Raw genomic sequence first — 23,279 nt, 5'->3', positions numbered from 1 at the left:
CGGAAAGGAAACAGAGGTGCTTTCCATGCTGACTAAGGAACAAATTCAGGAAATACTGCAGCCATTAACAGACTCGGAAACTGGAAAAAGCCTTGTGGAACTACAGCTGATTCGTGACATTATGATTAAAGAAGATCGTATTTCTTTATCAATCGTATGTCTGAATCCTGAAGAGCAAAGTCGCATGGATCTAGAACAACAGGTTCGTGAATTGCTTGAAGCGGGTGGGGCTTCAAATGTACATATCCGGCTTCGTGATGCAACGGATTATGAACGTGCTATCCTTCGCGGAGAGAGTGCAGAGGAAGTTGATGAACCTGGGAAACTTAAAGGACATGCTGCGGGCCTTGATGACCATGAATTAATTAGCGAGAGCTCTGGTGTGAACTTTATCGCCGTGGCCAGCGGTAAAGGTGGAGTTGGTAAATCCACTGTAACAGTGAATTTGGCCGTAGCCCTAGCAAGAAAAGGAAAAAAAGTGGGTCTAATCGATGCCGATATTTATGGTTTCAGCATTCCTGATATGATGGGGATTGAAGAGGGGCCGGTTGTTGAAGAAGGAACGATTATTCCTGTGGAACGTTTCGGAGTGAAGGTCATGTCTATGGGCTTCTTTATCCGTGAGAATAGTCCAGTGATTTGGCGGGGGCCTATGCTTGGTAAAATGCTTCGCCAATTCTTCAATGATGTCGGTTGGGGTGAACTTGATTATATGCTGCTTGATCTTCCCCCAGGTACAGGTGATGTGGCGCTTGACGTGCATCAGATGCTGCCTCACAGCAAAGAGATCATAGTGACGACACCTCATGCTACAGCTGCGTTTGTGGCGGCTAGAGCGGGCTCTATGGCTCTACAGACAGATCATGAGATTATTGGAGTCATTGAGAACATGGCTTATTATGAGTGTACTGACTGCGGTAAGAAAGATTATATCTTTGGCAGAGGCGGAGGAGCAAGGCTTGCCGAGACGCTTCATACGGAGCTGCTTGCTCAAGTGCCGCTAGGTGCACCGGACAACCATATTTCCGAATCCGATTTCTCACCTTCTGTATACAAAGAAGAGACATCGACAGGACTGATATTTGCCGATATCGCTGATAAAATCATTGCAAAATACGAGCACTAATTTTTGTGCATGTAAAAAGAGGCCGTCCCACACTTTATTAGTGGGATGAGGCCTCTTTTTTAAGAACTTGAATCATCGCCGCTACCGCCGCCACTGCCACTGCCACTGCCTTCCTGTTTGTCGGCACCTTCGCTGGCTTTATCTTTTTTCTCCTTTGGTTCGAGTTCTTCTTGCACAACTTTTTTAAGTAAATTCAATACTTCCATACGGAATAATGGGGTTTGCATGGATTCCTGCATAGTCTTCATCGATTGTTTTCGGTAATCAGGTGTTTTGGTGAGATTTAGAAACATCGTCATCATCTCTGGGGATTTCATAATTTCTTCGACTGATTTCTGGTAAGTGGGATCTTTGATTAGCTGAAGGTGTAGCTCCTTGCTTTGCGATTGAATGGCTTTAGCAAAATCACCCGCGAACTTGGGATCAGTCATTATTTTCTCGATTTCCTTCTGATATTCCGGCGCAGTGAGAGTATCCTTAACAGCGGTTTTGATTTCCTCTGTTGTTTGAAGCGGCATCATCTTCATGCTCATTCCACTGGTGCCGCCAGAGCTGGAGCTTGATAATGATTCCTCAACCGCTTTTTTACCCTCATCGCTTTTCAATATATCTAAAACCATGGTCTTCGTTTCTTTATAACTGCCTTGTCCGGAAGAAGAACTGGTCTGCTCACCTCCGCAAGCCGTTAAGGCCATAACAAAGCCCAAAGCCAAACCCACAGAACCGATAAATCTCCATTTCATTGGCGCTGCCCTCCTTTATAGGATTCTCCAGATGTATTATGCCGCATTAGAGCACATTTATGTTGTGAGTGTAATGGTGTTTTGTCGGTATCCTTGGTAAAATAAATCTGACAAGAGGAGGTGAATTGGCTGAGTATAAAAAAATGGTTTCATTTATTTTGGACTACTCTCCTTATAGGAGCGGGCGGAGCTGTAATCGCAGGTCTGGCACTGCAATTCGTAAATGGTAAGATTGATTTCAAAAGTGTCGGGGATTTCTTTTTATACCCGCTGATTCTGCTTGGCTACGGTATGCTTGTAAGCGTTTATTCGCAACTTGGTTTTTTTGCCTATTTGATTTTGAATTATATGGGCAACGGCGTTTTTCCTCAAAAGGTTTGGAAATACATACAACTAGTGCTTTCTGTGCTCGCATTGCTTGAACTGATTTTTCTGCGTACCGTCGTTGGCGGGGAAAGAAATGTGATGTCTGATCTAATATTAGGAATCGTTATTTTGCTAGCAGCTATTATTGTGTCTTATTTTAAAGTGAGAAGTACAAACATCTCAGCTTTGATTCCAACCTTCTTTTTTATGACCGCTATTTCAATTGTGGAAGTTATTGGTGTACTCCGTATAGGTGTTGATAGTGCGACGGTATTTATTGTTGTTCCACTAATCGCTTGTAATGCATTCCAAATTTTGATGCTACACCGTATTCTGAAGCCGGCATCCGGATAATGAATGGGGAAGGCGCTAAACAATGAACCCCGTGTTCTGATTTCAGAAGACGGGGTTTTTTGCTCTAACTGTAGCTTAACGATTAAAATTTGAGTATGGAGGTTAATCTTAAAGAACGATACGACCACAAAACTAAGCCTATGCTTCCGAAGTGAGTTTTGTACGAAGCTCTTCAATGATGCATATGCTTTACAAAACTTTTAGGAGGGGAATATATGGACATCAAGCGCTATATGATAAAAGACACAAAAGAAATCCGGCTTAACAAGCTGGATCCGGACGACACAGGTGTTTTTAAATCTAAAAAAGAAGCAGAAGCCAAAACAGAAGAGCTTAAAGCACGTTTGGCAGAGCTGCAAGATATTTTGTTTGCTCAGAAAAAGCATTCGCTGCTTGTTATTCTGCAAGGAATGGATTCCAGTGGTAAGGATGGAACGGTTAAGCATATTTTTTCAGGCATCAATCCACAAGGATTTATAGTTACCAGCTTCAAGAAACCATCTCTAGAGGAAGAGGCTCATGATTTTCTATGGAGGGTACATCAGAAGACACCCCCTAAGGGCTATATCTCTGCATTTAACCGCTCACATTATGAAGATGTATTGGTACCACGGGTACACGGAGAGATAAAAAAAGATGATTTGAAGCACCGCTTTCGTTACATACGGCAGTTTGAGGAAATGTTGGTGGAAGAGGGGACGACAATTATCAAGCTTTTTCTGCATATTTCTAAAGAGAAGCAGTTAAAGAAGATCAAGGAGCGGCTTGAAGATCCCAAGAAACATTGGAAATTCGATGCAAGTGATCTCCAGGAGCGGGAGTATTGGGATGATTACCAAGAAGCATATGAAGATGTTTTTAAGGAAACTAGCATAGATAAAGCACCCTGGTACTGGATACCCGCCAATCATCAATGGTACCGCAACTATTTGACCTTATCCATCGTAGTAAAGACACTGGAGAGTCTGGATCTGAGCTATCCGAAGCTGAATACCCCCACACCCGACATATCGGAACTCATTTCTCCACGTCATTAATCCTTTGGACGAATCAACATCCATTACGGCACCAGAGATTGAAATGTACTTTACAGTCCAGCTGCGTCCTCTATGGCATTACTAAGTGAAGCTGAGTCGCGAACTTCTTTACCTTCGGTATTGCTTTGACTAATCAGCTCAGAGACGGTAACGAATTCATAACCTTGTCTGCGGAGCTCGTCGATAATGAGTGGAAGTGCTTCATGTGTTTGTTTGCAGGAATCACTGGCATGTAGAAGGACGATATCACCTGGATGCGCTTTTGTCGTTACACGCTTCACGATATTGTCTACGCCGATATTCTTCCAGTCCAGAGAGTCTGTATCCCATTGAATGACCTTGTAACCGAGATCGCTGGCAACCTGAAGGACTCTTTTGTCAAAATCCCCATTAGGCATACGAATCAAATTGGGCTCAGTGCCGGTTAATTCGGTAAGTACGGTGTGAGCCGTCGAGATCTGTGTGCGAATTTCTTCGTTGCTTAGTGTGCTGTAATTGACGTGTTTATGACCATGACTACCAATTTCAAAACCTGCATTCTTGATGTTAGTTACAATGTCTGGGTGAGTCTTACTCCATGGTGACGACAGGAAGAAGGTGGCTTTGTCCACTTTCTTGTCTTCAAGTACCTTCAAAATCGGCTCAGGTCTTTTCTCCCCCCAGCTAATATCGAAGGTCAGGGCAATCAGCTTCTTCTCTGTTGGTACACTGTAGATCGCGGAAGGTCCGGATTCAGAAAAAACGGTTATGTTTCCCCTCTCGACGTATACAACTCCAGCAGCAAGAAGCACAGCGGCGAAGATATAGATGAATCGTTTAATCTTTTTGCCGCTGAATACATAAAAAGAATTCATAATGACAGCGCTCCTCTCCCATGCGAAATGCTTGTTTGTTCTAAATGTATGCTCGTACCGCAAGGTTATGACCTAAGAAACAGAGATCACAATTTCAGGAGGGTATTTATGTTGTCGTTCTTCACGTTTGTTAAAGATTTAAAAACGATCCGGAAGGCTTTATTGCTATCCTGTCTGCTCTTCGCAGTAGGAGCGGTTATAGGGTGGGTAGCTACTAGCAGTCTGGAAAAGCTATTGGTTCAGCAATTAGAGGGGCTCAGTGAAATCAGTGGCAACCTTAGAGATTCTTCTAATCCGCAATGGAGCTTCTTTGTATTTATATTTTTGAATAACAGCATCAAGGGTGTTCTTATCATATTTTTAGGGGCGTTGTTCGGTATACTGCCAGCCATATTCTTATTTATTAACGGAGCGGTTATCGGCTATCTGATTCATTTATCAGCACTGCAAGGACAGGATTTGTTCGAACTAATAGTAAAAGGACTGCTGCCACATGGGATTATAGAGATTCCAGCGATCATTATTGCTTGTGCATTTGGACTTCAGTTCGGCGGGAAAGTACTTTCAAGTATGTTTAGCTCATCCACTAAAAAAATGAACAGAGGTGTTAATTGGTCTTCGTTCATGCGTCAAACACTTACGGCATCTATTTGGACAGTAATCCTGTTATTTGTTGCAGCCATCATTGAAAGCACAATAACTTTTTCTCTTTTATCATAAAACTTCCGAGAATGGAGCATAACATTAAAGCTATTCATCCAAGGATTGCCTAAAGGTCAGAAGTATATAATCGTGACGAAACCATAAAGGGAATTTTTAATAATTATGGTTATAAAAAGAGTACTCCGGTTAATCTAGTGTAAGAGGATCTTAAGGCAGCTTTCTCCATGAGATGGACTAACTAATTATGTACAAGGGGTTTTTGGTTTTAGTGAATGTGTTACTTGCAACTTCATGAAGGAGGCCAAGCATATGTTGGGAATGTTGTTCAACGAAAAAGAATGCAAGGAACTGGATTATGTTTTGCGGAAAGAACTTGATGAGATGCTGTTAGATTTGAGCGATCAGCGCTTGGACCAAAATATCAGGCATGCCATCGCCAATAGATATAAGACTGTATTTCGTATGTATGCTCGTTTTGCTCCTCAGAAAGAGCTTTCCAAGTATGCGTGGGGTGGACGTTCTTCTCAGTATAAACACTAAGGATAGGAGGTAAATGCAAGAGTCTTATATGAATTTAAGATTTTTTAATAAAATAGCTTGACTAAAAAGGAGTGCTCGTGATAAATTATATCTCGCGCTCCTTTTGCTTGTGTAAAAGGGAAGCGGAAGGCAAGAAAAATTGAAAAAAACTTTTTCAAAAAAAAGACTTGCCAAATAACGAAACACTGTGATATATTATAAAGGTCGCCGCTGACAAACAACGACGACGAAATGAGAGACATTGATCTTTGAAAACTGAACAACGAGTGAGTGGGAAATCACGAAAGTGATATCCAAAACTGATGAGTTTCACAGCGTATCTTACGCTTTTGAAATTTCATCGTGAGAATTAATTTTCTCGTCAGATGTTTCAAAATGAGCATATCGCTCTTTTCAATACTAATTGGAGAGTTTGATCCTGGCTCAGGACGAACGCTGGCGGCGTGCCTAATACATGCAAGTCGAGCGGAGTTATTTTGAAAGCTTGCTTTCAAAATAACTTAGCGGCGGACGGGTGAGTAACACGTAGGCAACCTGCCCCTTAGGCTGGGATAACTACCGGAAACGGTAGCTAATACCGGATAATTTCTTTTTTCTCCTGAAGGAAGAATGAAAGACGGAGCAATCTGTCACTGAGGGATGGGCCTGCGGCGCATTAGCTAGTTGGTGGGGTAACGGCCCACCAAGGCGACGATGCGTAGCCGACCTGAGAGGGTGAACGGCCACACTGGGACTGAGACACGGCCCAGACTCCTACGGGAGGCAGCAGTAGGGAATCTTCCGCAATGGACGAAAGTCTGACGGAGCAACGCCGCGTGAGTGATGAAGGTTTTCGGATCGTAAAGCTCTGTTGCCAGGGAAGAACGTCCGGTAGAGTAACTGCTACCGGAGTGACGGTACCTGAGAAGAAAGCCCCGGCTAACTACGTGCCAGCAGCCGCGGTAATACGTAGGGGGCAAGCGTTGTCCGGAATTATTGGGCGTAAAGCGCGCGCAGGCGGTCATTTAAGTCTGGTGTTTAAACCTTGGGCTCAACCTAAGGTCGCACTGGAAACTGGGTGACTTGAGTACAGAAGAGGAAAGTGGAATTCCACGTGTAGCGGTGAAATGCGTAGATATGTGGAGGAACACCAGTGGCGAAGGCGACTTTCTGGGCTGTAACTGACGCTGAGGCGCGAAAGCGTGGGGAGCAAACAGGATTAGATACCCTGGTAGTCCACGCCGTAAACGATGAGTGCTAGGTGTTAGGGGTTTCGATACCCTTGGTGCCGAAGTTAACACAGTAAGCACTCCGCCTGGGGAGTACGGTCGCAAGACTGAAACTCAAAGGAATTGACGGGGACCCGCACAAGCAGTGGAGTATGTGGTTTAATTCGAAGCAACGCGAAGAACCTTACCAGGTCTTGACATCCCTCTGAATCTGCTAGAGATAGCAGCGGCCTTCGGGACAGAGGAGACAGGTGGTGCATGGTTGTCGTCAGCTCGTGTCGTGAGATGTTGGGTTAAGTCCCGCAACGAGCGCAACCCTTAACTTTAGTTGCCAGCAAGTAATGTTGGGCACTCTAGAGTGACTGCCGGTGACAAACCGGAGGAAGGTGGGGATGACGTCAAATCATCATGCCCCTTATGACCTGGGCTACACACGTACTACAATGGCCGGTACAACGGGAAGCGAAGCCGCGAGGTGGAGCCAATCCCATCAAAGCCGGTCTCAGTTCGGATTGCAGGCTGCAACTCGCCTGCATGAAGTCGGAATTGCTAGTAATCGCGGATCAGCATGCCGCGGTGAATACGTTCCCGGGTCTTGTACACACCGCCCGTCACACCACGAGAGTTTACAACACCCGAAGTCGGTGGGGTAACCCGCAAGGGAGCCAGCCGCCGAAGGTGGGGTAGATGATTGGGGTGAAGTCGTAACAAGGTAGCCGTATCGGAAGGTGCGGCTGGATCACCTCCTTTCTATGGAGAATCGTCTTCTGCAATGAAGACATTCAAATCGGAAGTTAAACTTCCACAATAGAACCTTCGGGTTCGAACACTCACTCGTGTTCAGTTTTGAAAGAGCAAGTCTCTTTCATATGCGTTTGGTGGCGATAGCGGAGGGGTTCCACACGTACCCATCCCGAACACGACCGTTAAGCCCTCCAGCGCCGATGGTACTTGGACCGAAGGGTCCTGGGAGAGTAGGACGCCGCCAAGCGAACAACCATTCTTTGGTTGATTCACAATGTTATATATGTTATATGGGCTTTTAGCTCAGTTGGTTAGAGCGCACCTCTGATAAGGGTGAGGTCGGTGGTTCGAGTCCACCAAGGCCCACCATATAACTTATATCCCTTTATGGGGCCATAGCTCAGCTGGGAGAGCGCCTGCCTTGCAAGCAGGAGGTCAGCGGTTCGATCCCGCTTGGCTCCACCATAATTTTTAAATTCAATACTTTCTTTAACTTTGATCCTTGAAAACTGGATACCGAAACGAATTTGCGTTTTAGAACATCTTTTAGCAACTTGTGCAAACAAGTAAATGTTATTAGTGAGATTTTTCGAAAGAAAAATCAAGGTTAAGCTAATAAGAGCACACGGAGGATGCCTAGGCGCCAGGAGCCGACGAAGGACGTGGCGAACAACGAAACTGCCTCGGGGAGCTGTAAGCAAGCTTTGATCCGGGGGTGTCCGAATGGGGAAACCCAGCTGTGGTAATTCGCAGTTACTCATACCTGAATACATAGGGTATGTAGAGGCAGACCAGGGGAACTGAAACATCTAAGTACCCTGAGGAAGAGAAAACAATAGTGATTCCGTCAGTAGCGGCGAGCGAACGCGGAACAGCCTAAACCTAAGAGCTTGCTCTTAGGGGTTGTGGGACGTCTCACATGGAGTTACAAAGGAATATGGTAGGCGAAGAGGTCTGGAAAGGCCCGCGATAGAGGTAAAAGCCCTGTAGCCTAAACTGTGTTCTCTCCGAGACGGATCCCGAGTAGTGCGGGGCACGTGAAACCCCGTATGAATCCAGCAGGACCATCTGCTAAGGCTAAATACTACCTGGCGACCGATAGTGAAACAGTACCGTGAGGGAAAGGTGAAAAGCACCCCGGAAGGGGAGTGAAATAGAACCTGAAACCGTGTGCTTACAAAAAGTCAGAGCCCTATTTATGGGTGATGGCGTGCCTTTTGTAGAATGAACCGGCGAGTTACGTTTAACATGCAAGGTTAAGTCGAGAAGACGGAGCCGCAGCGAAAGCGAGTCTGAATAGGGCGAATGAGTATGTGGACGTAGACCCGAAACCGTGTGATCTACCCCTGTCCAGGGTGAAGGTGCGGTAACACGCACTGGAGGCCCGAACCCACGCACGTTGAAAAGTGCGGGGATGAGGTGGGGGTAGCGGAGAAATTCCAATCGAACTCGGAGATAGCTGGTTCTCCCCGAAATAGCTTTAGGGCTAGCCTCGGTATAAGAGTAGTGGAGGTAGAGCACTGATTGGGTGCGGGGTCCGCAAGGATTACCAAGCTCAGTCAAACTCCGAATGCCATATACTTATTGCCGGGAGTCAGACAGTGAGTGCTAAGATCCATTGTCAAAAGGGAAACAGCCCAGACCATCAGCTAAGGTCCCCAAGTGTGTGTTAAGTGGGAAAGGATGTGGAGTTGCACAGACAACCAGGATGTTGGCTTAGAAGCAGCCACCATTGAAAGAGTGCGTAATAGCTCACTGGTCGAGTGACTCTGCGCCGAAAATGTAACGGGGCTAAACACACCACCGAAGCTATGGCTAGATACGTATGTATCTGGGGTAGGGGAGCGTTGTATGTGGGTTGAAGGTGTACCGTAAGGAGCGCTGGACAGCATACAAGTGAGAATGCCGGTATGAGTAACGAAAAGATCAGTGAGAATCTGATCCGCCGAAAGCCCAAGGTTTCCTGAGGAAGGCTCGTCCGCTCAGGGTAAGTCGGGACCTAAGGCGAGGCCGAAAGGCGTAGTCGAAGGACAACAGTTTGAAATTACTGTACCACCGTAATCCGCTATGAGCGATGGGGTGACGCAGGAGGGTAGTGACTCGGACTGATGGATATGTCCGTCTAAGCAGTGAGGCTGATGTGTAGGCAAATCCGCACATCGTTAAGGCTGGGCTGTGATGGGGAGCGAAAATTGTAGTAGCGAAGGTCATGATCTCACACTGCCAAGAAAAGCCTCTAGCCAGGAGAAGGTGCCCGTACCGCAAACCGACACAGGTAGGCGAGAAGAGAATTCTAAGGCGCGCGGAAGAACTCTCGTTAAGGAACTCGGCAAAATGACCCCGTAACTTCGGGAGAAGGGGTGCCCCGGTAGTGTGAATAGCACGAGGGGGCCGCAGTGAAAAGGCCCAAGCGACTGTTTAGCAAAAACACAGGTCTGTGCGAAGCCGCAAGGCGAAGTATACGGGCTGACGCCTGCCCGGTGCTGGAAGGTTAAGGGGAGTGGTTAGGGGTAACCCGAAGCTATGAACCGAAGCCCCAGTAAACGGCGGCCGTAACTATAACGGTCCTAAGGTAGCGAAATTCCTTGTCAGGTAAATTCTGACCCGCACGAATGGCGTAACGACTTGGGCGCTGTCTCAACGAGAGATCCGGTGAAATTTTAATACCTGTGAAGATGCAGGTTACCCGCGACAAGACGGAAAGACCCCATGGAGCTTTACTGCAGCTTGATATTGAATTTGGGTACGATCTGTACAGGATAGGTGGGAGCCGTAGAAATCGGAGCGCAAGCTTCGGTGGAGGCGCCGTTGGGATACCACCCTGATCGTATCTAGGTTCTAACCTAGTGCCCTAATCGGGTACGGGGACCGTGTCAGGCGGGCAGTTTGACTGGGGCGGTCGCCTCCTAAAGAGTAACGGAGGCGTTCCAAGGTTCCCTCAGAATGGTTGGAAATCATTCGAAGAGTGCAAAGGCATAAGGGAGCTTGACTGCGAGACCTACAAGTCGAGCAGGGACGAAAGTCGGACTTAGTGATCCGGTGGTACCGCATGGAAGGGCCATCGCTCAACGGATAAAAGCTACCCTGGGGATAACAGGCTTATCTCCCCCAAGAGTCCACATCGACGGGGAGGTTTGGCACCTCGATGTCGGCTCATCGCATCCTGGGGCTGAAGTAGGTCCCAAGGGTTGGGCTGTTCGCCCATTAAAGCGGTACGCGAGCTGGGTTCAGAACGTCGTGAGACAGTTCGGTCCCTATCTGTCGTGGGCGCAGGAAATTTGAGAGGAGCTGTCCTTAGTACGAGAGGACCGGGATGGACGTACCGCTGGTGCACCAGTTGTTTCGCCAGAAGCATGGCTGGGTAGCTACGTACGGACGGGATAAGCGCTGAAAGCATCTAAGCGTGAAGCCCCCCTCAAGATGAGATTTCCCAATTAGTAAGACCCCTTGAAGACGACGAGGTAGATAGGTTGGAGGTGGAAGTGCAGTAATGCATGGAGCTGACCAATACTAATCGGTCGAGGGCTTATCCTATACTTAAGACGCAAATTCAATTCGGATTCAGTTTTCAGGCGATTAAGCCTGAGCATTACGCTGTAATGCCCGTTTGGTGGCGATAGCGGAGGGGTTCCACGCGTACCCATCCCGAACACGACCGTTAAGCCCTCCAGCGCCGATGGTACTTGGACCGAAGGGTCCTGGGAGAGTAGGACGCCGCCAAGCGGATATTCCCTGATAGCTCAGTTGGTAGAGCACTCGACTGTTAATCGAGTTGTCACAGGTTCGAGTCCTGTTCGGGGAGCCATGCTCTCATAGCTCAGCAGGTAGAGTGCTTCCATGGTAAGGAAGAGGTCACCGGTTCGAATCCGGTTGAGAGCTCCACAGATTTGCAAGGCCCGTTGGTCAAGGGGTTAAGACACCTCCCTTTCACGGAGGTAACATGGGTTCGAATCCCATACGGGTCACCAACTTTTACTTGTACTTACCCTTAGAGGGTCCCATAGATATGGAGGCTTAGCTCAGCTGGGAGAGCATCTGCCTTACAAGCAGAGGGTCGGGGGTTCGATCCCCTCAGCCTCCACCATAATCTTCCTGAGAGATTATGGGCAACATAGAGGTAGCATCAATGGGGATTAGCCAAGCGGTAAGGCAACGGACTTTGACTCCGTCACTCATAGGTTCGAATCCTATATCCCCAGCCAAGTGCGAGCCATTAGCTCAGTTGGTAGAGCACCTGACTTTTAATCAGGGTGTCGAAGGTTCGAGTCCTTCATGGCTCACTTTTATTATTACATGCGCGTGTGGCGGAATGGCAGACGCACCAGACTTAGGATCTGGCGTTTCACGACGTGGGGGTTCAAGTCCCTTCACGCGCACCATATTTTGCGGAAGTGGCTCAGCGGTAGAGCATCGCCTTGCCAAGGCGAGGGTCGCGGGTTCGATTCCCGTCTTCCGCTCCATAATTTTTGCGCCCTTAGCTCAGCTGGATAGAGCGTTTGACTACGAATCAAAAGGCCGGGAGTTCGAATCTCTCAGGGCGCGCCATTTTTTTATTAAGCAATCATAGCATTATAACGGGATGTAGCTCAGCTTGGTAGAGCACCTGGTTTGGGACCAGGGGGTCGCATGTTCAAATCGTGTCATCCCGATTTTTCACCTTTGCGGGTGTAGTTCAATGGTAGAACTTCAGCCTTCCAAGCTGATAGCGTGGGTTCGATTCCCATCACCCGCTCCATAATTTTATAGTAACGGGATGTAGCTCAGCTTGGTAGAGCACCTGGTTTGGGACCAGGGGGTCGCATGTTCAAATCGTGTCATCCCGATACTCAGCTTAATCGCTCTTAGAAGCTCTTACTTCGGTAAGAGCTTTTTTGTTATGTAATGATTTAATACGCATGTATTGATATAACATATGTTCTATCTTTCTTCCAAAAGAAATTGAACTTCTGGTGGAATACCAATTCGTAAATAATAACTTTTCCATGATTCTTCTTGCTCAGGATTGCTACCTGTGGATAGTAGCTTTACAGCAAAGACATTAGCTTGACGTTCAAGCTTCCCAGGAGAGAAATAGGAGCTTTCCTCTAGAAAAAAGCGGTTAATCCCCTTATGAAGTCGATCATGTCCTAATTCATGCGCACAAACGAAGCGCTGCCACTCAACTGGCAACTCATTATGAATGACAATAAATCTTCTTCTTAGTTTTCGGTAATATAATCCCTTTGTGCCTGTCCCAAGGTTCATGAAACGAATGTGAATACCCAGCGCTGAGGCCAGCTCGAACGGACAGTTGGTTTTATATTTTTTAATCAGATTATTGATCAGTTCATCCATATTCTTCACCTGCAGCATGTTAGTGTAGTTATTAAGTGTTGTTGGATTTATTTCTCTTGTTCATCTGTTTGGCTTCCCAGAATAAGCCGGTCAGTACATCTTTAATCCTCTGCTTGTCTTCCTTGTCTAGTGGAATTCCATCAAACATCAGCTCTCCATCATCCTCTAGCATTTTACGAAAGTCACGCTTATCCTTGCTTGTAGCCCAATCTGGGACAATCTCTTCGCTTGGAAGGGCTTGCTCCTGCAAATACCCCGCTTGATCCATTAGCTGCTCGTACGGGACACCTAAGGCCTCAGCTATTTTGCGTAACGTAGTTGGCTTAGGAACGCCTCTTAGACCATTTTCAATCCGTGAAATCTGTGATCCGCTAATCCCCGCGGCTGCTGCCAATTGATTAATGGTGAGTCCCTTTGTTTCGCGAAGTTGCTTCATGTAATCCCCAAATTCTTGTTTCATCTCAACCACTCCTTATAGACTGAAGCTTATGATATTAATATAAGCCATTTTTGCCAATTGGTAAACAACAAAGCGTATATTATTGCCAAAAGGCAAGATAATGGAGGAAAAGCTATTCTTTTTCGCCCAAAACAGACTAAAACGGGGTTTTACGAGATTGGTAGAGAAGTGGTATATTATAGAAAAATACGAACAGAATACGAACACTTTTATATTTTAGCACATTGCTTAGGAAACTTCCGCAATTTAATCTCATTCTGTCAAACCTAAAGGAGTGCATAAAATGATGAACTTATCCGCTTTACCGGAGCTAGACCGTCGCCGAACCCAGGTCGCTATAGAGAGTATGTTGGAGAAATACCGTATTTTTAAGACCGTTACATTTGAGGCTAAGGAAGCTAGTACTACTTATTCTTATACAGAAAGATTTCATGGTCCTACGAATACTGTTACTGATCAGACTGCTGCGATAGCTTCTTATAATGTGGATATACCTGCTGCTAGGAGGGCTTTTTGCTCGGCGATAGACTCTGTGGTAGAGAGACTTGATACGAGGGAACAGCAATTAGTAAGAGAGCGTTATATGAAAAGAGACGAAACGTACGATTATACGATTTACAATCATGTGTTTGATCCACCGGTAAGTAAGGACACTTACGTGAAGATACGCTCGAAGGCTTTTTATAAGATGGCTTTGGCTTTAACGGATCTCGGTCTACTGTCCCTTAACACCTTAATAACAGCACCTAGAGTGAAGAAAGAGAAGGTTAGTATTACCTAAGAGATATAGATGGTTACTTAAGAGACTGTGTCATCCGAGCGGATGATGCGGTCTTTTTTTATGAACAGATAACCCCTCTGAAAAACCGCTCTATACCATCCCAAAGCTAGCTTAAACCTCGTCGGTATACCGTCTCTGCAAGGCAAATAGGGGTGTATATTTATAACATGGCAAATGAAGCAAAAAGAACACCGCAAGAGCATGAATGCTCTACTAATAGTTCAACCCTAGTGGTGATAAGAACAAATCTAGCGGTGAAAGATTCTTTTGGCATTGGCCTGGTATAGAAGGGTATTATCCAACATCGGATAGTATCCTTTTTTTGTTCTTAGTTTTAGTAGAGGAGGTGTCTTTAATGTTAATGCAATTGAAGATTAACACCATCAAAGATCGGCGAACCGCCGCAGTTCAGAAAGGAATGGAGTGATGTCGGTACAACAATTACGAGAACACATTACGAGTGCGCTGGAGAAGTACTTTCCAGATGTGCCTGTATATGTGGAGGGAGAGAAACCTCAGACGGCTTATTTTTATCCCGGACTGATCTCAGCGACTCTGGATCGGCAGCGGGAAGGCAGATATTTGGCGGTCTATCGCTTCGGTATCCGTTATGAACAAGGAAGTCTGCTGGAAGCTGAGAGAATGGCAGATAAGCTGAGTGAGGCAATGGCAGGGATGGAGCAAGAGAGTGGCTCCTTTCGTGTAGCTAGGCAAGCCTGGGAAGCTGGGGTAGAGGGGCATGGGCCGCTTTTTACAACGGACTATATGGTGTATTTGCTAAGTGAGAAGCCTGACCCCATTAAGATGGGGCAAATGATTGGAGGAGAAAGACTGAAATGAGCACAAAGGTGAGTAATGGAGATCGTTTTGGTAAAGAGCAGATTGTGAATTCATCGCTTTTTACGGCTAAGGAAAAGGATGTGCTGAACGTTATTTTGCAGGATAACAAAAGTTATACGATCGAAGAAGCGAAGCAATCTATGGGATTGTTTAATAATAAGGAGGTTTTGAACTAATGGCAGGCGGAACATGGACAACTCAAAACAAAGTGCGCCCAGGGGTGTACGTAAATGTAGCATCGAATCAAGGTGCCATCGGCAAAATGGGAGAACGCGGGATTACTGCTTTGGCACTTGCTTTATCTTGGGGAGAAGCTGGAGTGATCATGGAGATTACCCCGCAGGACGACGTGAATAAGCTACTAGGTTATGATTTGGAACATCCAACATTGCTGCCAGTACGCGAAGCGCTGAAACATGCGGGAACGTTACTGCTCTATCGATTGAATGAAGGGGTTAAAGCGGCGGTCACGAACAATGGTCTACAGGTTACGGCTAAATACGGTGGTGTACGCGGAAACGATCTTTCTGTTGTTATTGAGAAGAATATTGAGAATAATGCTCTTTTTGATGTAAAGACACTGCTGAATGGAGCTGAACTGAATAAACAAACGGTTGGAACGGCTGAAGAGTTGGTCGCTAACGATTATGTACAATTCCAGAAAAATGGCGCAGAAGGCTTGAAGCTAACCGCAGGGATGCCGCTTATTGGCGGAGCTAATGGTACGGTGACAAATGGTGCACACAGCGATTTCTTATCTGCTCTTGAGGTGCTTGAGTTCCAAACGGTTGGACTAGTATCGCAGGATAGTACGCTTAAGGCACTGTATAGCTCTTGGGTGAGACGACTGCGGGATGCGGAAGGTAAGAAAGTGCAGGCTGTACTATCGGATTATGCTACTGCGGGTCATGAGGGTGTGATCAGCGTGAAGAATGGGGTAGTACTGAGTGACGGAACTACGATTGATAACAACAATGCTGTTGCTTGGGTGGCCGGTGCTACGGCTGCTGCTGCGGTGAATCAATCGCTGACTTATCAGGGCTATGACGACTCGGTTGATGCTGATGTACGGCTTAGCCATTCTGAAACGACAGCAGCTTTGCTGCAAGGTGAACTGCTCTTTACTTACAGTGGAGGGCGAGCTGTGGTGGAACAGGATATTAACACGTTTACGGCATTCTCTCCGGATAAAGGCAAAGCGTTCTCCAAAAATCGTGTGCTGCGTGTGCTGGATGGGATTGCGAATGATCTGAAGCGTATTTTTGAGAACTACTACATTGGTAAGGTAGCCAATAATGAAGATGGACGGGCTCTGTTCTGGTCGCAGTGTGCAACTTACATGAATGATCTGCAGGATATTGGGGCGATTGAAAGCTTTAATGCGCAGACCGACGTTGTCGTTGTGGCAGGTACCGATAGCGATAGTATTGTACTCGACGTAGCAGTGAAGCCAGTTGATTCCGTAGAAAAAGTATATATGAAAGTGAAGGTGGTTTAAGATGGCATTTTTAAAAGCTAGCGATACGATTTCCGGCCAGGAGGGCCGTGCGTATGCGGTGATTGGCACGCAAACTGAAGAGATGTTCTATGTGAAGACGCTTGAAGCAACGGTAGAAAAAACAAAGGCGGAAGTGAAGACACTCGGCCGACGTGGTGTTCAGCATAAAGCGACTGGATGGTCGGGCAGCGGTTCGATGACGATTTTTTATATGACTAGCCGTTTCCGCCAGATGATGCTTGATTATATGAACACAGGTGTCGATCAGTATTTCGATATTGAGGTTACGAACGAAGACCCATCGTCCAGTGTGGGAGCACAACGTATTATCTTAAAAGGCGTGAACCTTGATAGTGTCATCATGGCTTCTCTTGATACAGAATCAGATGCGCTGGAAGAAGAAGTGAGCTTTACCTTTGAAGACGTGCAGATTGTGCAAGCTTTTGGCGCTCCGGCCGGCTCAGGAAAATAATAAAGACAACTAGATAGGAGCAAGTAAGGCCCGGGCGTGCAGGTGAGCGGCGGGTCTCTTCTCTGTCTAGTTAGTAGTACTAGAAGAAACTAAATCATTTTAGGAGGAAGACAATGAGTGAATTAAGTTTGTTTTTTGCGCAAAATGTAGCATGTGACACGACCGAGGAGTTTGTGGTATCGCAGCGTTTTAAGGATAAGGAAGGGAACGCAGTTGCCTGGGAGCTACGCAGTATGAACGAGGATGAGAATCAGGAATGCCGTAAAGCAGCTACTCGTAAGGTCAAAGGTAAAAACGGAGTGTATACCTCCGAGATTGAACCGAATGATTATATGGCTAAGCTGATGACTTCAAGTGTGGTGCATCCAGATCTGAAAAATGCCGAGTTACAACGTTCTTATGGTGTTCTTGGTGCTGAGACGCTCCTGCGTAAAATGCTGCTCCCAGGTGAATTCGCCGCGCTGGGTGAACGGGTACAGGCCTTGAATGGCTTTGGTACAGATATGAACGAGCTGGTGGATGAAGTAAAAAACTAATCAACGAGGGCGACAGCGAAGCTAACTTAGCTTACTACGCCCTCCACGAGCTTCATATTTTACCGCATGAGCTAATGAAGCTGTCCTCACGTGAACGAGCCGCAATTTATGCGATGATCGCTGTTCGGGTGGAGAAGGAGAAGCGGGATCAGGCACGGAGTAAGGCGAGGAAGAGATAGGGGGTGAATGAATGGCAGGTATGCAAAACAATATAGCTGGAATCCAGCAAGTCTCCAACCAATGGATCAATGATATAACCAATCAAATTACAACTCAGGTTTCTGCAAATATTTCAAATTCCTTTTCCGCAACTTTAAACCGAATAAGTATGAAAATAGTCAATAAACCCGTGTACAACATCACTAACAATTACAGTGCAGCTTATACCAGAATTCAAGCTTCTATTGGAGGCGCAGTACAAGCTCAGGAGAGACTGAACGATGCGGCAGAACAAGGAGCAGCAGGGGCTGAACAGCAGGCGGGCACTTGGGAAAAGATTACAGGTGCTTTTGGGAAAGCCAAGGGTGTGCTGGATAAAGTTAAAGGAGTTATGGAAAAGGTGCTTGCGCCTGCGGCCGAACAGCAAAAGTGGGAAGATCTTTTTAAAGTCAAAACCGGAAATGCTGATGTTGGTACGGCTATGTTTGATAAATTCAAGAAGAGAGCACTAGATACCGGGCAGGATGTCAACAAGTCCATGGAGAGTGTCTTATCGTTTTATCCTAAAACTCAAAATACAGATCAGCTAGATAAGCTAATGGATTATTCCACAAGGCTAAGCATGATGTCTCCGGAGGGAAAGGATATTGGTGATACTTCATCGGCGATTACTTCTGCTTTTGAGGGCGATTCCAGTGATTTAGCGTCCATGCTTCAGGTGGATAAAGAGGATCTGGGCGGACTTGATCTAGTGGCCGGAACAGGTAATATGGAAGCCTTTTTGAGTACTTTGGGCGATATTATGACAACGTCAGGTATGACGAGTGATTCGCTGCAAACCATGATGGATTCACCCGTTAATCAATGGCAAGCTCTTCTTGGAAACTATAACAACTCTCTGGCTGGTATGGGAGAAGGTGCTCTTGCGGCATTGTCACCACTATTAGGCATTCTTAACCAGGCATTTTCAGATGGAAGCTTTCAGCCAATTATCGATGGGATAGCGATTGGACTGGCGATACTTGCACAAGTATTCTCGCAGGTCGTACAAGGTGCATTGTATCTCTGGAGTGTTCTTAGCAACCCTGTTGTTTTGCCGATTGTTTTGGGTGTTGTTGCTGGAGTTATTGCATTAGCAATCGCGATGAATGCCTCAACAATTGCAACTAGAATTTCATCTATTGCTACCGGAATTGCTACCGCAGCCCAAGGCATTTTCAACGCTGTGATGAGTGCTAATCCAATTGCACTTGTAATTGGACTTATAGTTGCGCTAATAGTAGCTTTTTTAGGGATAGTAGCGGCACTTCAACCGGTTAGGGACTTTTTGGCGAATATGTTCAGAGGACTGGGACAGCTCGTTGCAGAATTCGTAGGCTTTGTTATCGATCTTTGGACCGGATTTGTTAATGGTATTATTGGCGCCGTGAACTTTTTGCTAGATAGTATAAATAAAGTAGTTGGAGCTGTTGGTAAATTTATTGGTATAGAGTCGGAGATCAATCTTCATATTGAAGAGGTTGATAGCAGTCAATTCAAAAAGGATTTGCAAATGGACATTGGAGCTTCTTATAATTCAGGGGCAGAAAACATCCAAAATTTTGATATCAATAAGTTTAAAGAAAAACTGAACGTAGGTGGAAATAAGAGTAATAACAACACATTAAATCAGTGGAATACTACTCATCCAGGGGATTTGTCAAAACCTTTGCAAACGCCTACCGTACCTGAAATTCCAGCAGTTCCTACGTTGAATACACCTTCATCTACGGGTTCTTTTCAAAATGCAGGGGCTCCGGGTAATCTAAACACCGTCAACCGTGTGAATGAACTCGGATCCATCAACGACACTGTAGACATCTCTAGCGATGATCTGAAAATGCTGAGGGAGCTGGCGGAGATTCAGGCGATCCAGAATTTTGTGGAGCTGACGCCTACGGTACAGGTGACGACTGGAAATATTAATAATGCCGGAGACATTGATACGATTATCAACAAGATTGGGCAAAAGCTGAACGAGGAGTTTGTCTCTACGGCGCAGGGGGTGTATACGTAACGTGGAAGAGTACGGGATATTTCTTGGTTTTAATAATCAGGCGGAAGCATTCCGACTGCCAGTCAATCCAGAGACCTTGGAAATTAAGGAAAGCGGGGATGGGAAGAGCTATACCATTATCGATCTAGGTGAGATTAATACGATTGCTTATCCGAAGCTGACGGAGATCACAATCGAAAGTATTTTTCCGGCACAAAGGTATCCGTTTGTATTAGTACAAGAGGACGGGTTGAAGAGACCTTTTGAATATGTGGAGCTGATTAAGAAGTGGATGACTAGTCGCAGACCTATTCGTTTTGTATTTTCCGGGGTGAGCTATACTGATGACTTGAAAAAAGCCGATGGGAAGCTAAACGACGCCAATAAATGGTTAAAGGATTCATCGACTAGTGAGGATAAATCCATAGAGATTGATTTCGGTGTGAATATGGCTATGAGTATTGAAAGCTTCTCTTGGAAGCTGAGTGCAGGTACATCAGGGGATATTGAATATTCGTTATCTCTCAAAAAGTATGTATTTTATCAGGCGGTAGCTGTTAAAGTCGTCAAGGATGAAGTGAAGGTAGAACAGAAGCGGGCGAACGAAACTCCCAAACCTAAAACGTATATCATGAAATCTAAAGATAATCTATGGAAAATCGCTAAAGAAATCCTTGGAGATGGTAATAGGTGTTGGGAAATCCAGAGACTTAATGGCATTAAAGATAGTGAGCTGAGGAAGCTTCCAATCGGTAAGGTCATTAAGCTGCCGTAGGAGGCTGTTATGGAACTGCTTGTGAAGAATAAGGAAGGTAATCTATGGGATATTTCTGGCATCGTCTCCGATATTTCTTGGAAAACGGCCCGCTCAGGAAAACCGGCAACGCTAGAGTTAACACTTGTGGACAGTGGAATCTATCAGCATCCTAAGTTCGGTATCAGTAACGGTGATATTATTCAGTTCAGCAAAGATAATGTGGATGTATTCTACGGGTTTGTGTTCAGTATTGATACAGGCTCGGATCAGGAGATTAAGCTGACTGCCTATGATCAGATGCGTTATTTGCTGGGTAATGGCAGTTATGTTTTGCAGGGTGTTACGGCTAATGATGTTATCAAAAAAATAACGCAAGACTACGGACTGCAGACAGGTGTGCTGGAGGATACAGAGTATCGGATTCCCTCTTTAATCGAGGATGACAAAAAGCTGCTGGACATCATTATGGGAGCGATCGGCAGTGAGCTTCAGTATAAGGGGCGGTTGATGGCCTTTTACGATGATTTTGGTAAGCTAACGCTGCGAAAACCGGAGTCTATGCTGCTTAATCTGGTGTTGGGAGCGGGGCATTATCTGTATGACTATTCGCTCAAAAAAAGTATTGATGATGATACGTACAACACGATCTTTTTATACAAGGATAATGAGAAGTCTGGTAAGCGTGATTTCTTTCCGGTTAGCGATAAGGATAATGTAAAACGCTGGGGTATCCTCCACTTGTATCAGAAGGCTGATGACAAAGCGAATGCTGCACAAATTCAGGAGAAGGCAAATAATCTGCTAAAAATGCACAACCGCGAAAAGCTTAGTCTCTCCGTACAGGCGATTGGTGATATGCGCGTAAGGGCTGGTAATTTCATATATGTCCTGCTTGATGAATTTAAGACTCAGGTGTTTCTGGTGGATCAATGCAGTCATAAGATTTCCGGTGGGGAGCATACGATGTCCCTCGATATAAAGGTGGTGTAGAAATGATGTTGGATATTATAAAAAAAGCAAGCTTAGGAGCCGTGGGAAATACAAATCCAGTGGCTTTTTCTTATGGGACAGTAACGGAGGCAGTTCCTTTACAGATCCAGGTGGATCAACGTTTTATTTTATCGGGGAATGCGCTAGTGCTGCCTGAATCGGTAATGGAATGTAAAGTCGAGCTAGAGGGTAGAGAAGTGGTAGTGCGTCGAGGACTTGCCTCTGGTGATCGGGTTCTGATGGTTCGGATGCAGGGTGGGCAAAGTTATATTGTTCTGGATCGGCTGGTGAGTCCAATATGATTCCTGCGATTGGAAAAGCTGGACCGATAACTGCCCTTCTTGAAGGCGAGGTCAACCTTGAGCGTGGGGAAAACCCTAGTCTCACCTACCGAATGGATTGGGACAGAAAAAGGATCACTGGCCAAGCGGATGGACTTGAGGCAGTGCAGCAGGCAGCGGCCAAAATTCTGCGAACCGATAGATTTGAACATCTGATTTACAGTTCGGATTACGGAACAGAGTGGCAGCTGGTTTTGGGTAAGGATCGGCTGTTAGTCAGAGCTGAAATCAGACGTGTCGTTAGTGAAGCCTTACTTCAGGATGAACGAATCCTTAGCTTAGAAAATATTGAGGTCTCTTTTAACGGGGATAATCTAACCTTTGATTGTAAGGTGGTCACACGTTATGGGAATTTTCAGCTGAGAAAGGAGTGGAATGAGGATGTATGAGGATCAGACGTATGAGGCTCTTTTGGAACGGATGCTGGACCGGGTTCCGTCAGGTCTGGATAAACGCGAGGGCAGCATCATTTATGACGCGCTCGCTCCGGCAGCAGCAGAGCTGGCGCAAATGTACATTGAGCTGGATGTCAATAATAATCTGTATTTTGCAGATACGGCTACCGGTGAGTACTTGGAGCGAAGTATCGCCTGGTCAGGAATTGTAAGGCGTGAAGCGAGCAAGGCGCAGCTGAAGGGGATTTTTTATAAAGCGGATGGGGGACTTCTGGATGTACCTCTCGGCAGCCGTTTTTCTCTCGATATGCTGAATTATACGGCTGTGGAAAAGTTATCTCCTGGATTGTATCGGTTGGAGAGTGAAACCGCTGGAGAAGAAGGAAACCGATATTTTGGCTCTTTGCTGCCGGTGAATTATATTTCAGACCTTGCACGCGGAGAAATAGCTTCTCTTCTGATCCCTGGGGAGAACGCCGAAAGTGATGAATCGCTTCGCCAGCGTTATTTGGATTCAGCCAGACGCCCAGCTACTAGCGGCAATAAATATCACTACATGGAGTGGGCAATGCAGGTTGCAGGGGTAGGTGGCGCTCGTGTTTTTCCATTATGGAATGGTCCTAAGACGGTGAAGGTGATTATCGTAGATGCCGAGAAACTTCCTGCTTCTGAGCTGCTGGTGACTAAGGTTCAGCATTACATTGATCCGGTCTCTGGAGAGGGTGAGGGGCAAGCCCCTGTAGGTGCTGTTGTATCGGTGGCGTCGGCAACGGGCAAAAGCATCAGTATAAGTGCAAAAGTAACCCTTGCTTCAGGTTATGCGCTGCAAGCTGTTAATGAAGAATTCAAGGCGACTCTTGAGAGCTATCGCAAGGAGAAGGCTTTTTCAGCAACCTATATTAGTCAGTCTGTAATTGGTGCACTATTGCTAGCTACTGAGGGAGTCGCAGATTACAGTGAGCTGAAGCTGAACAGTGGAGCGGGCAACGTAATGTTGAGCGAAGAAGAAGTGCCGTTGTTCGGCAATGTTTTACTGGAGGTGTAGC

21 protein-coding genes, 14 tRNA genes and 4 rRNA genes are annotated in these 23,279 nt (G+C 46.0%); 35 read left to right on the top strand and 4 right to left on the bottom strand.

Annotation, left to right across the window (positions count from 1 at the left end; translation table 11 throughout):
* Positions 1-25: 25 nt before the first annotated feature.
* The gene (locus NST74_RS26620) at positions 26-1,126 is read left to right on the top strand and encodes an Mrp/NBP35 family ATP-binding protein (RefSeq protein ID WP_341115355.1); all 1,101 of its coding nucleotides are present in this window, start codon (positions 26-28) and stop codon (positions 1,124-1,126) included.
* 59 nt (positions 1,127-1,185) lie between these two features.
* On the opposite strand, the gene gerD is transcribed toward NST74_RS26620, so the two are convergent.
* Positions 1,186-1,869 carry a spore germination lipoprotein GerD gene (gene gerD / locus NST74_RS26615; protein WP_341115354.1) on the bottom strand — a complete coding sequence of 228 codons (684 nt, stop codon included), beginning with the start codon at positions 1,867-1,869 and terminating at the stop codon, positions 1,186-1,188.
* A 129-nt stretch (positions 1,870-1,998) separates the two neighbouring features.
* Here gerD and NST74_RS26610 point away from each other — a divergent pair, with 129 nt between their 5' ends.
* Positions 1,999-2,589 (top strand): KinB-signaling pathway activation protein, encoded by a 591-nt coding sequence (locus NST74_RS26610; RefSeq protein WP_341115990.1) that lies wholly within the window; start codon positions 1,999-2,001, stop codon positions 2,587-2,589.
* A gap of 215 nt (positions 2,590-2,804) precedes the next feature.
* Complete coding sequence (locus tag NST74_RS26605) at positions 2,805-3,626, top strand: polyphosphate kinase 2 family protein (protein WP_341115352.1); 822 nt, start codon at positions 2,805-2,807, stop codon at positions 3,624-3,626.
* 50 nt (positions 3,627-3,676) lie between these two features.
* On the opposite strand, the gene pdaB is transcribed toward NST74_RS26605, so the two are convergent.
* Positions 3,677-4,480 (bottom strand): polysaccharide deacetylase family sporulation protein PdaB, encoded by an 804-nt coding sequence (gene pdaB, locus NST74_RS26600; protein WP_042192142.1) that lies wholly within the window; start codon positions 4,478-4,480, stop codon positions 3,677-3,679.
* A 111-nt stretch (positions 4,481-4,591) separates the two neighbouring features.
* Between pdaB and NST74_RS26595 the strand changes: the two genes are divergently transcribed.
* From NST74_RS26595 to NST74_RS26500, 20 genes are all read left to right on the top strand, one after another.
* Positions 4,592-5,200, top strand: coding sequence for a stage II sporulation protein M (locus tag NST74_RS26595; protein WP_445668219.1), 609 nt, complete (start codon positions 4,592-4,594; stop codon positions 5,198-5,200).
* A 252-nt stretch (positions 5,201-5,452) separates the two neighbouring features.
* Complete coding sequence (locus NST74_RS26590; RefSeq protein ID WP_036680631.1) at positions 5,453-5,683, top strand: hypothetical protein; 231 nt, start codon at positions 5,453-5,455, stop codon at positions 5,681-5,683.
* 400 nt (positions 5,684-6,083) lie between these two features.
* A 16S ribosomal RNA gene (locus tag NST74_RS26585) occupies positions 6,084-7,641 on the top strand.
* A 124-nt stretch (positions 7,642-7,765) separates the two neighbouring features.
* A 5S ribosomal RNA gene (gene rrf / locus NST74_RS26580) occupies positions 7,766-7,882 on the top strand.
* Between the two features lie 45 nt (positions 7,883-7,927).
* Positions 7,928-8,004: transfer RNA gene (locus NST74_RS26575), tRNA-Ile, on the top strand.
* Between the two features lie 20 nt (positions 8,005-8,024).
* Positions 8,025-8,100 (top strand) — tRNA-Ala (locus NST74_RS26570).
* Positions 8,101-8,240: 140 nt separating this feature from the next.
* Positions 8,241-11,169: ribosomal RNA gene (locus NST74_RS26565) — 23S ribosomal RNA — on the top strand.
* 72 nt (positions 11,170-11,241) lie between these two features.
* Positions 11,242-11,358, top strand: a 5S ribosomal RNA gene (rrf, locus tag NST74_RS26560).
* Together the 16S, 23S and 5S rRNA genes with 14 tRNA genes alongside form the textbook arrangement of a ribosomal RNA operon.
* 6 nt (positions 11,359-11,364) lie before the next feature.
* Positions 11,365-11,440 (top strand) — tRNA-Asn (locus NST74_RS26555).
* Between the two features lies 1 nt (position 11,441).
* Positions 11,442-11,517 (top strand) — tRNA-Thr (locus NST74_RS26550).
* A gap of 11 nt (positions 11,518-11,528) precedes the next feature.
* Positions 11,529-11,603: transfer RNA gene (locus NST74_RS26545), tRNA-Glu, on the top strand.
* A gap of 40 nt (positions 11,604-11,643) precedes the next feature.
* Positions 11,644-11,719: transfer RNA gene (locus NST74_RS26540), tRNA-Val, on the top strand.
* Positions 11,720-11,762: 43 nt separating this feature from the next.
* Positions 11,763-11,837: transfer RNA gene (locus tag NST74_RS26535), tRNA-Gln, on the top strand.
* A 5-nt stretch (positions 11,838-11,842) separates the two neighbouring features.
* A tRNA-Lys gene (locus NST74_RS26530) sits at positions 11,843-11,915 on the top strand.
* A 15-nt stretch (positions 11,916-11,930) separates the two neighbouring features.
* A tRNA-Leu gene (locus tag NST74_RS26525) sits at positions 11,931-12,014 on the top strand.
* 6 nt (positions 12,015-12,020) lie between these two features.
* Positions 12,021-12,095, top strand: a tRNA-Gly gene (locus NST74_RS26520).
* An 8-nt stretch (positions 12,096-12,103) separates the two neighbouring features.
* Positions 12,104-12,180: transfer RNA gene (locus tag NST74_RS26515), tRNA-Arg, on the top strand.
* 30 nt (positions 12,181-12,210) lie between these two features.
* Positions 12,211-12,284, top strand: a tRNA-Pro gene (locus NST74_RS26510).
* Between the two features lie 12 nt (positions 12,285-12,296).
* Positions 12,297-12,370: transfer RNA gene (locus tag NST74_RS26505), tRNA-Gly, on the top strand.
* Between the two features lie 14 nt (positions 12,371-12,384).
* Positions 12,385-12,458: transfer RNA gene (locus tag NST74_RS26500), tRNA-Pro, on the top strand.
* Between the two features lie 94 nt (positions 12,459-12,552).
* Here NST74_RS26500 and NST74_RS26495 read toward each other — a convergent pair.
* Both NST74_RS26495 and NST74_RS26490 read right to left on the bottom strand, forming a co-directional pair.
* A complete protein-coding gene (locus tag NST74_RS26495) occupies positions 12,553-12,969 on the bottom strand; it encodes an ImmA/IrrE family metallo-endopeptidase (RefSeq protein WP_341115989.1) in 417 nt (138 codons plus the stop codon).
* 31 nt (positions 12,970-13,000) lie between these two features.
* Positions 13,001-13,429, bottom strand: coding sequence for a helix-turn-helix domain-containing protein (locus NST74_RS26490; protein ID WP_341115347.1), 429 nt, complete (start codon positions 13,427-13,429; stop codon positions 13,001-13,003).
* A 286-nt stretch (positions 13,430-13,715) separates the two neighbouring features.
* Here NST74_RS26490 and NST74_RS26485 point away from each other — a divergent pair, with 286 nt between their 5' ends.
* The 12 genes from NST74_RS26485 to NST74_RS26430 all read left to right on the top strand — a co-directional run bounded on the left by NST74_RS26485 (position 13,716) and on the right by NST74_RS26430 (position 23,278).
* Positions 13,716-14,210, top strand: a complete 495-nt coding sequence (locus NST74_RS26485) for an ArpU family phage packaging/lysis transcriptional regulator (RefSeq protein WP_042132515.1) — start codon at positions 13,716-13,718, stop codon at positions 14,208-14,210.
* Positions 14,211-14,636: 426 nt separating this feature from the next.
* Positions 14,637-15,050 (top strand): phage tail terminator family protein, encoded by a 414-nt coding sequence (locus NST74_RS26480; protein WP_341115345.1) that lies wholly within the window; start codon positions 14,637-14,639, stop codon positions 15,048-15,050.
* Positions 15,047-15,226 carry a hypothetical protein gene (locus tag NST74_RS26475; protein WP_341115344.1) on the top strand — a complete coding sequence of 60 codons (180 nt, stop codon included), beginning with the start codon at positions 15,047-15,049 and terminating at the stop codon, positions 15,224-15,226. Before NST74_RS26480 ends, NST74_RS26475 begins: the two co-directional genes overlap by 4 nt.
* Positions 15,226-16,548 carry a phage tail sheath family protein gene (locus NST74_RS26470; RefSeq protein ID WP_341115343.1) on the top strand — a complete coding sequence of 441 codons (1,323 nt, stop codon included), beginning with the start codon at positions 15,226-15,228 and terminating at the stop codon, positions 16,546-16,548. The genes NST74_RS26475 and NST74_RS26470 overlap by 1 nt, the downstream gene beginning before the upstream one ends.
* A gap of 1 nt (position 16,549) precedes the next feature.
* Complete coding sequence (locus NST74_RS26465) at positions 16,550-17,020, top strand: phage tail tube protein (protein ID WP_042131198.1); 471 nt, start codon at positions 16,550-16,552, stop codon at positions 17,018-17,020.
* Positions 17,021-17,133: 113 nt separating this feature from the next.
* Complete coding sequence (locus NST74_RS26460) at positions 17,134-17,556, top strand: phage tail assembly chaperone (RefSeq protein WP_341115341.1); 423 nt, start codon at positions 17,134-17,136, stop codon at positions 17,554-17,556.
* A 190-nt stretch (positions 17,557-17,746) separates the two neighbouring features.
* Positions 17,747-19,771, top strand: coding sequence for a hypothetical protein (locus NST74_RS26455; protein WP_341115339.1), 2,025 nt, complete (start codon positions 17,747-17,749; stop codon positions 19,769-19,771).
* A gap of 1 nt (position 19,772) precedes the next feature.
* Positions 19,773-20,525, top strand: coding sequence for a LysM peptidoglycan-binding domain-containing protein (locus NST74_RS26450; RefSeq protein WP_341115337.1), 753 nt, complete (start codon positions 19,773-19,775; stop codon positions 20,523-20,525).
* A 9-nt stretch (positions 20,526-20,534) separates the two neighbouring features.
* Positions 20,535-21,497 carry an XkdQ/YqbQ family protein gene (locus NST74_RS26445; protein WP_341115334.1) on the top strand — a complete coding sequence of 321 codons (963 nt, stop codon included), beginning with the start codon at positions 20,535-20,537 and terminating at the stop codon, positions 21,495-21,497.
* 5 nt (positions 21,498-21,502) lie between these two features.
* On the top strand, positions 21,503-21,799 hold the full coding sequence (locus tag NST74_RS26440) for a DUF2577 domain-containing protein (protein ID WP_341115987.1): 297 nt from the start codon (positions 21,503-21,505) through the stop codon (positions 21,797-21,799).
* Positions 21,796-22,227, top strand: a complete 432-nt coding sequence (locus NST74_RS26435) for a DUF2634 domain-containing protein (RefSeq protein ID WP_339288275.1) — start codon at positions 21,796-21,798, stop codon at positions 22,225-22,227. The genes NST74_RS26440 and NST74_RS26435 overlap by 4 nt, the downstream gene beginning before the upstream one ends.
* Positions 22,220-23,278, top strand: coding sequence for a baseplate J/gp47 family protein (locus NST74_RS26430; protein ID WP_341115332.1), 1,059 nt, complete (start codon positions 22,220-22,222; stop codon positions 23,276-23,278). The genes NST74_RS26435 and NST74_RS26430 overlap by 8 nt, the downstream gene beginning before the upstream one ends.
* Position 23,279 lies beyond the last annotated feature (1 nt).

This window comes from Paenibacillus sp. FSL F4-0125 (genome assembly GCF_038008565.1).
GTDB lineage: Bacteria > Bacillota > Bacilli > Paenibacillales > Paenibacillaceae > Paenibacillus_AQ.
The sequence above is the reverse complement of the archived record's forward strand: the minus strand, read 5'-3'. Positions and strand labels throughout refer to the sequence as shown.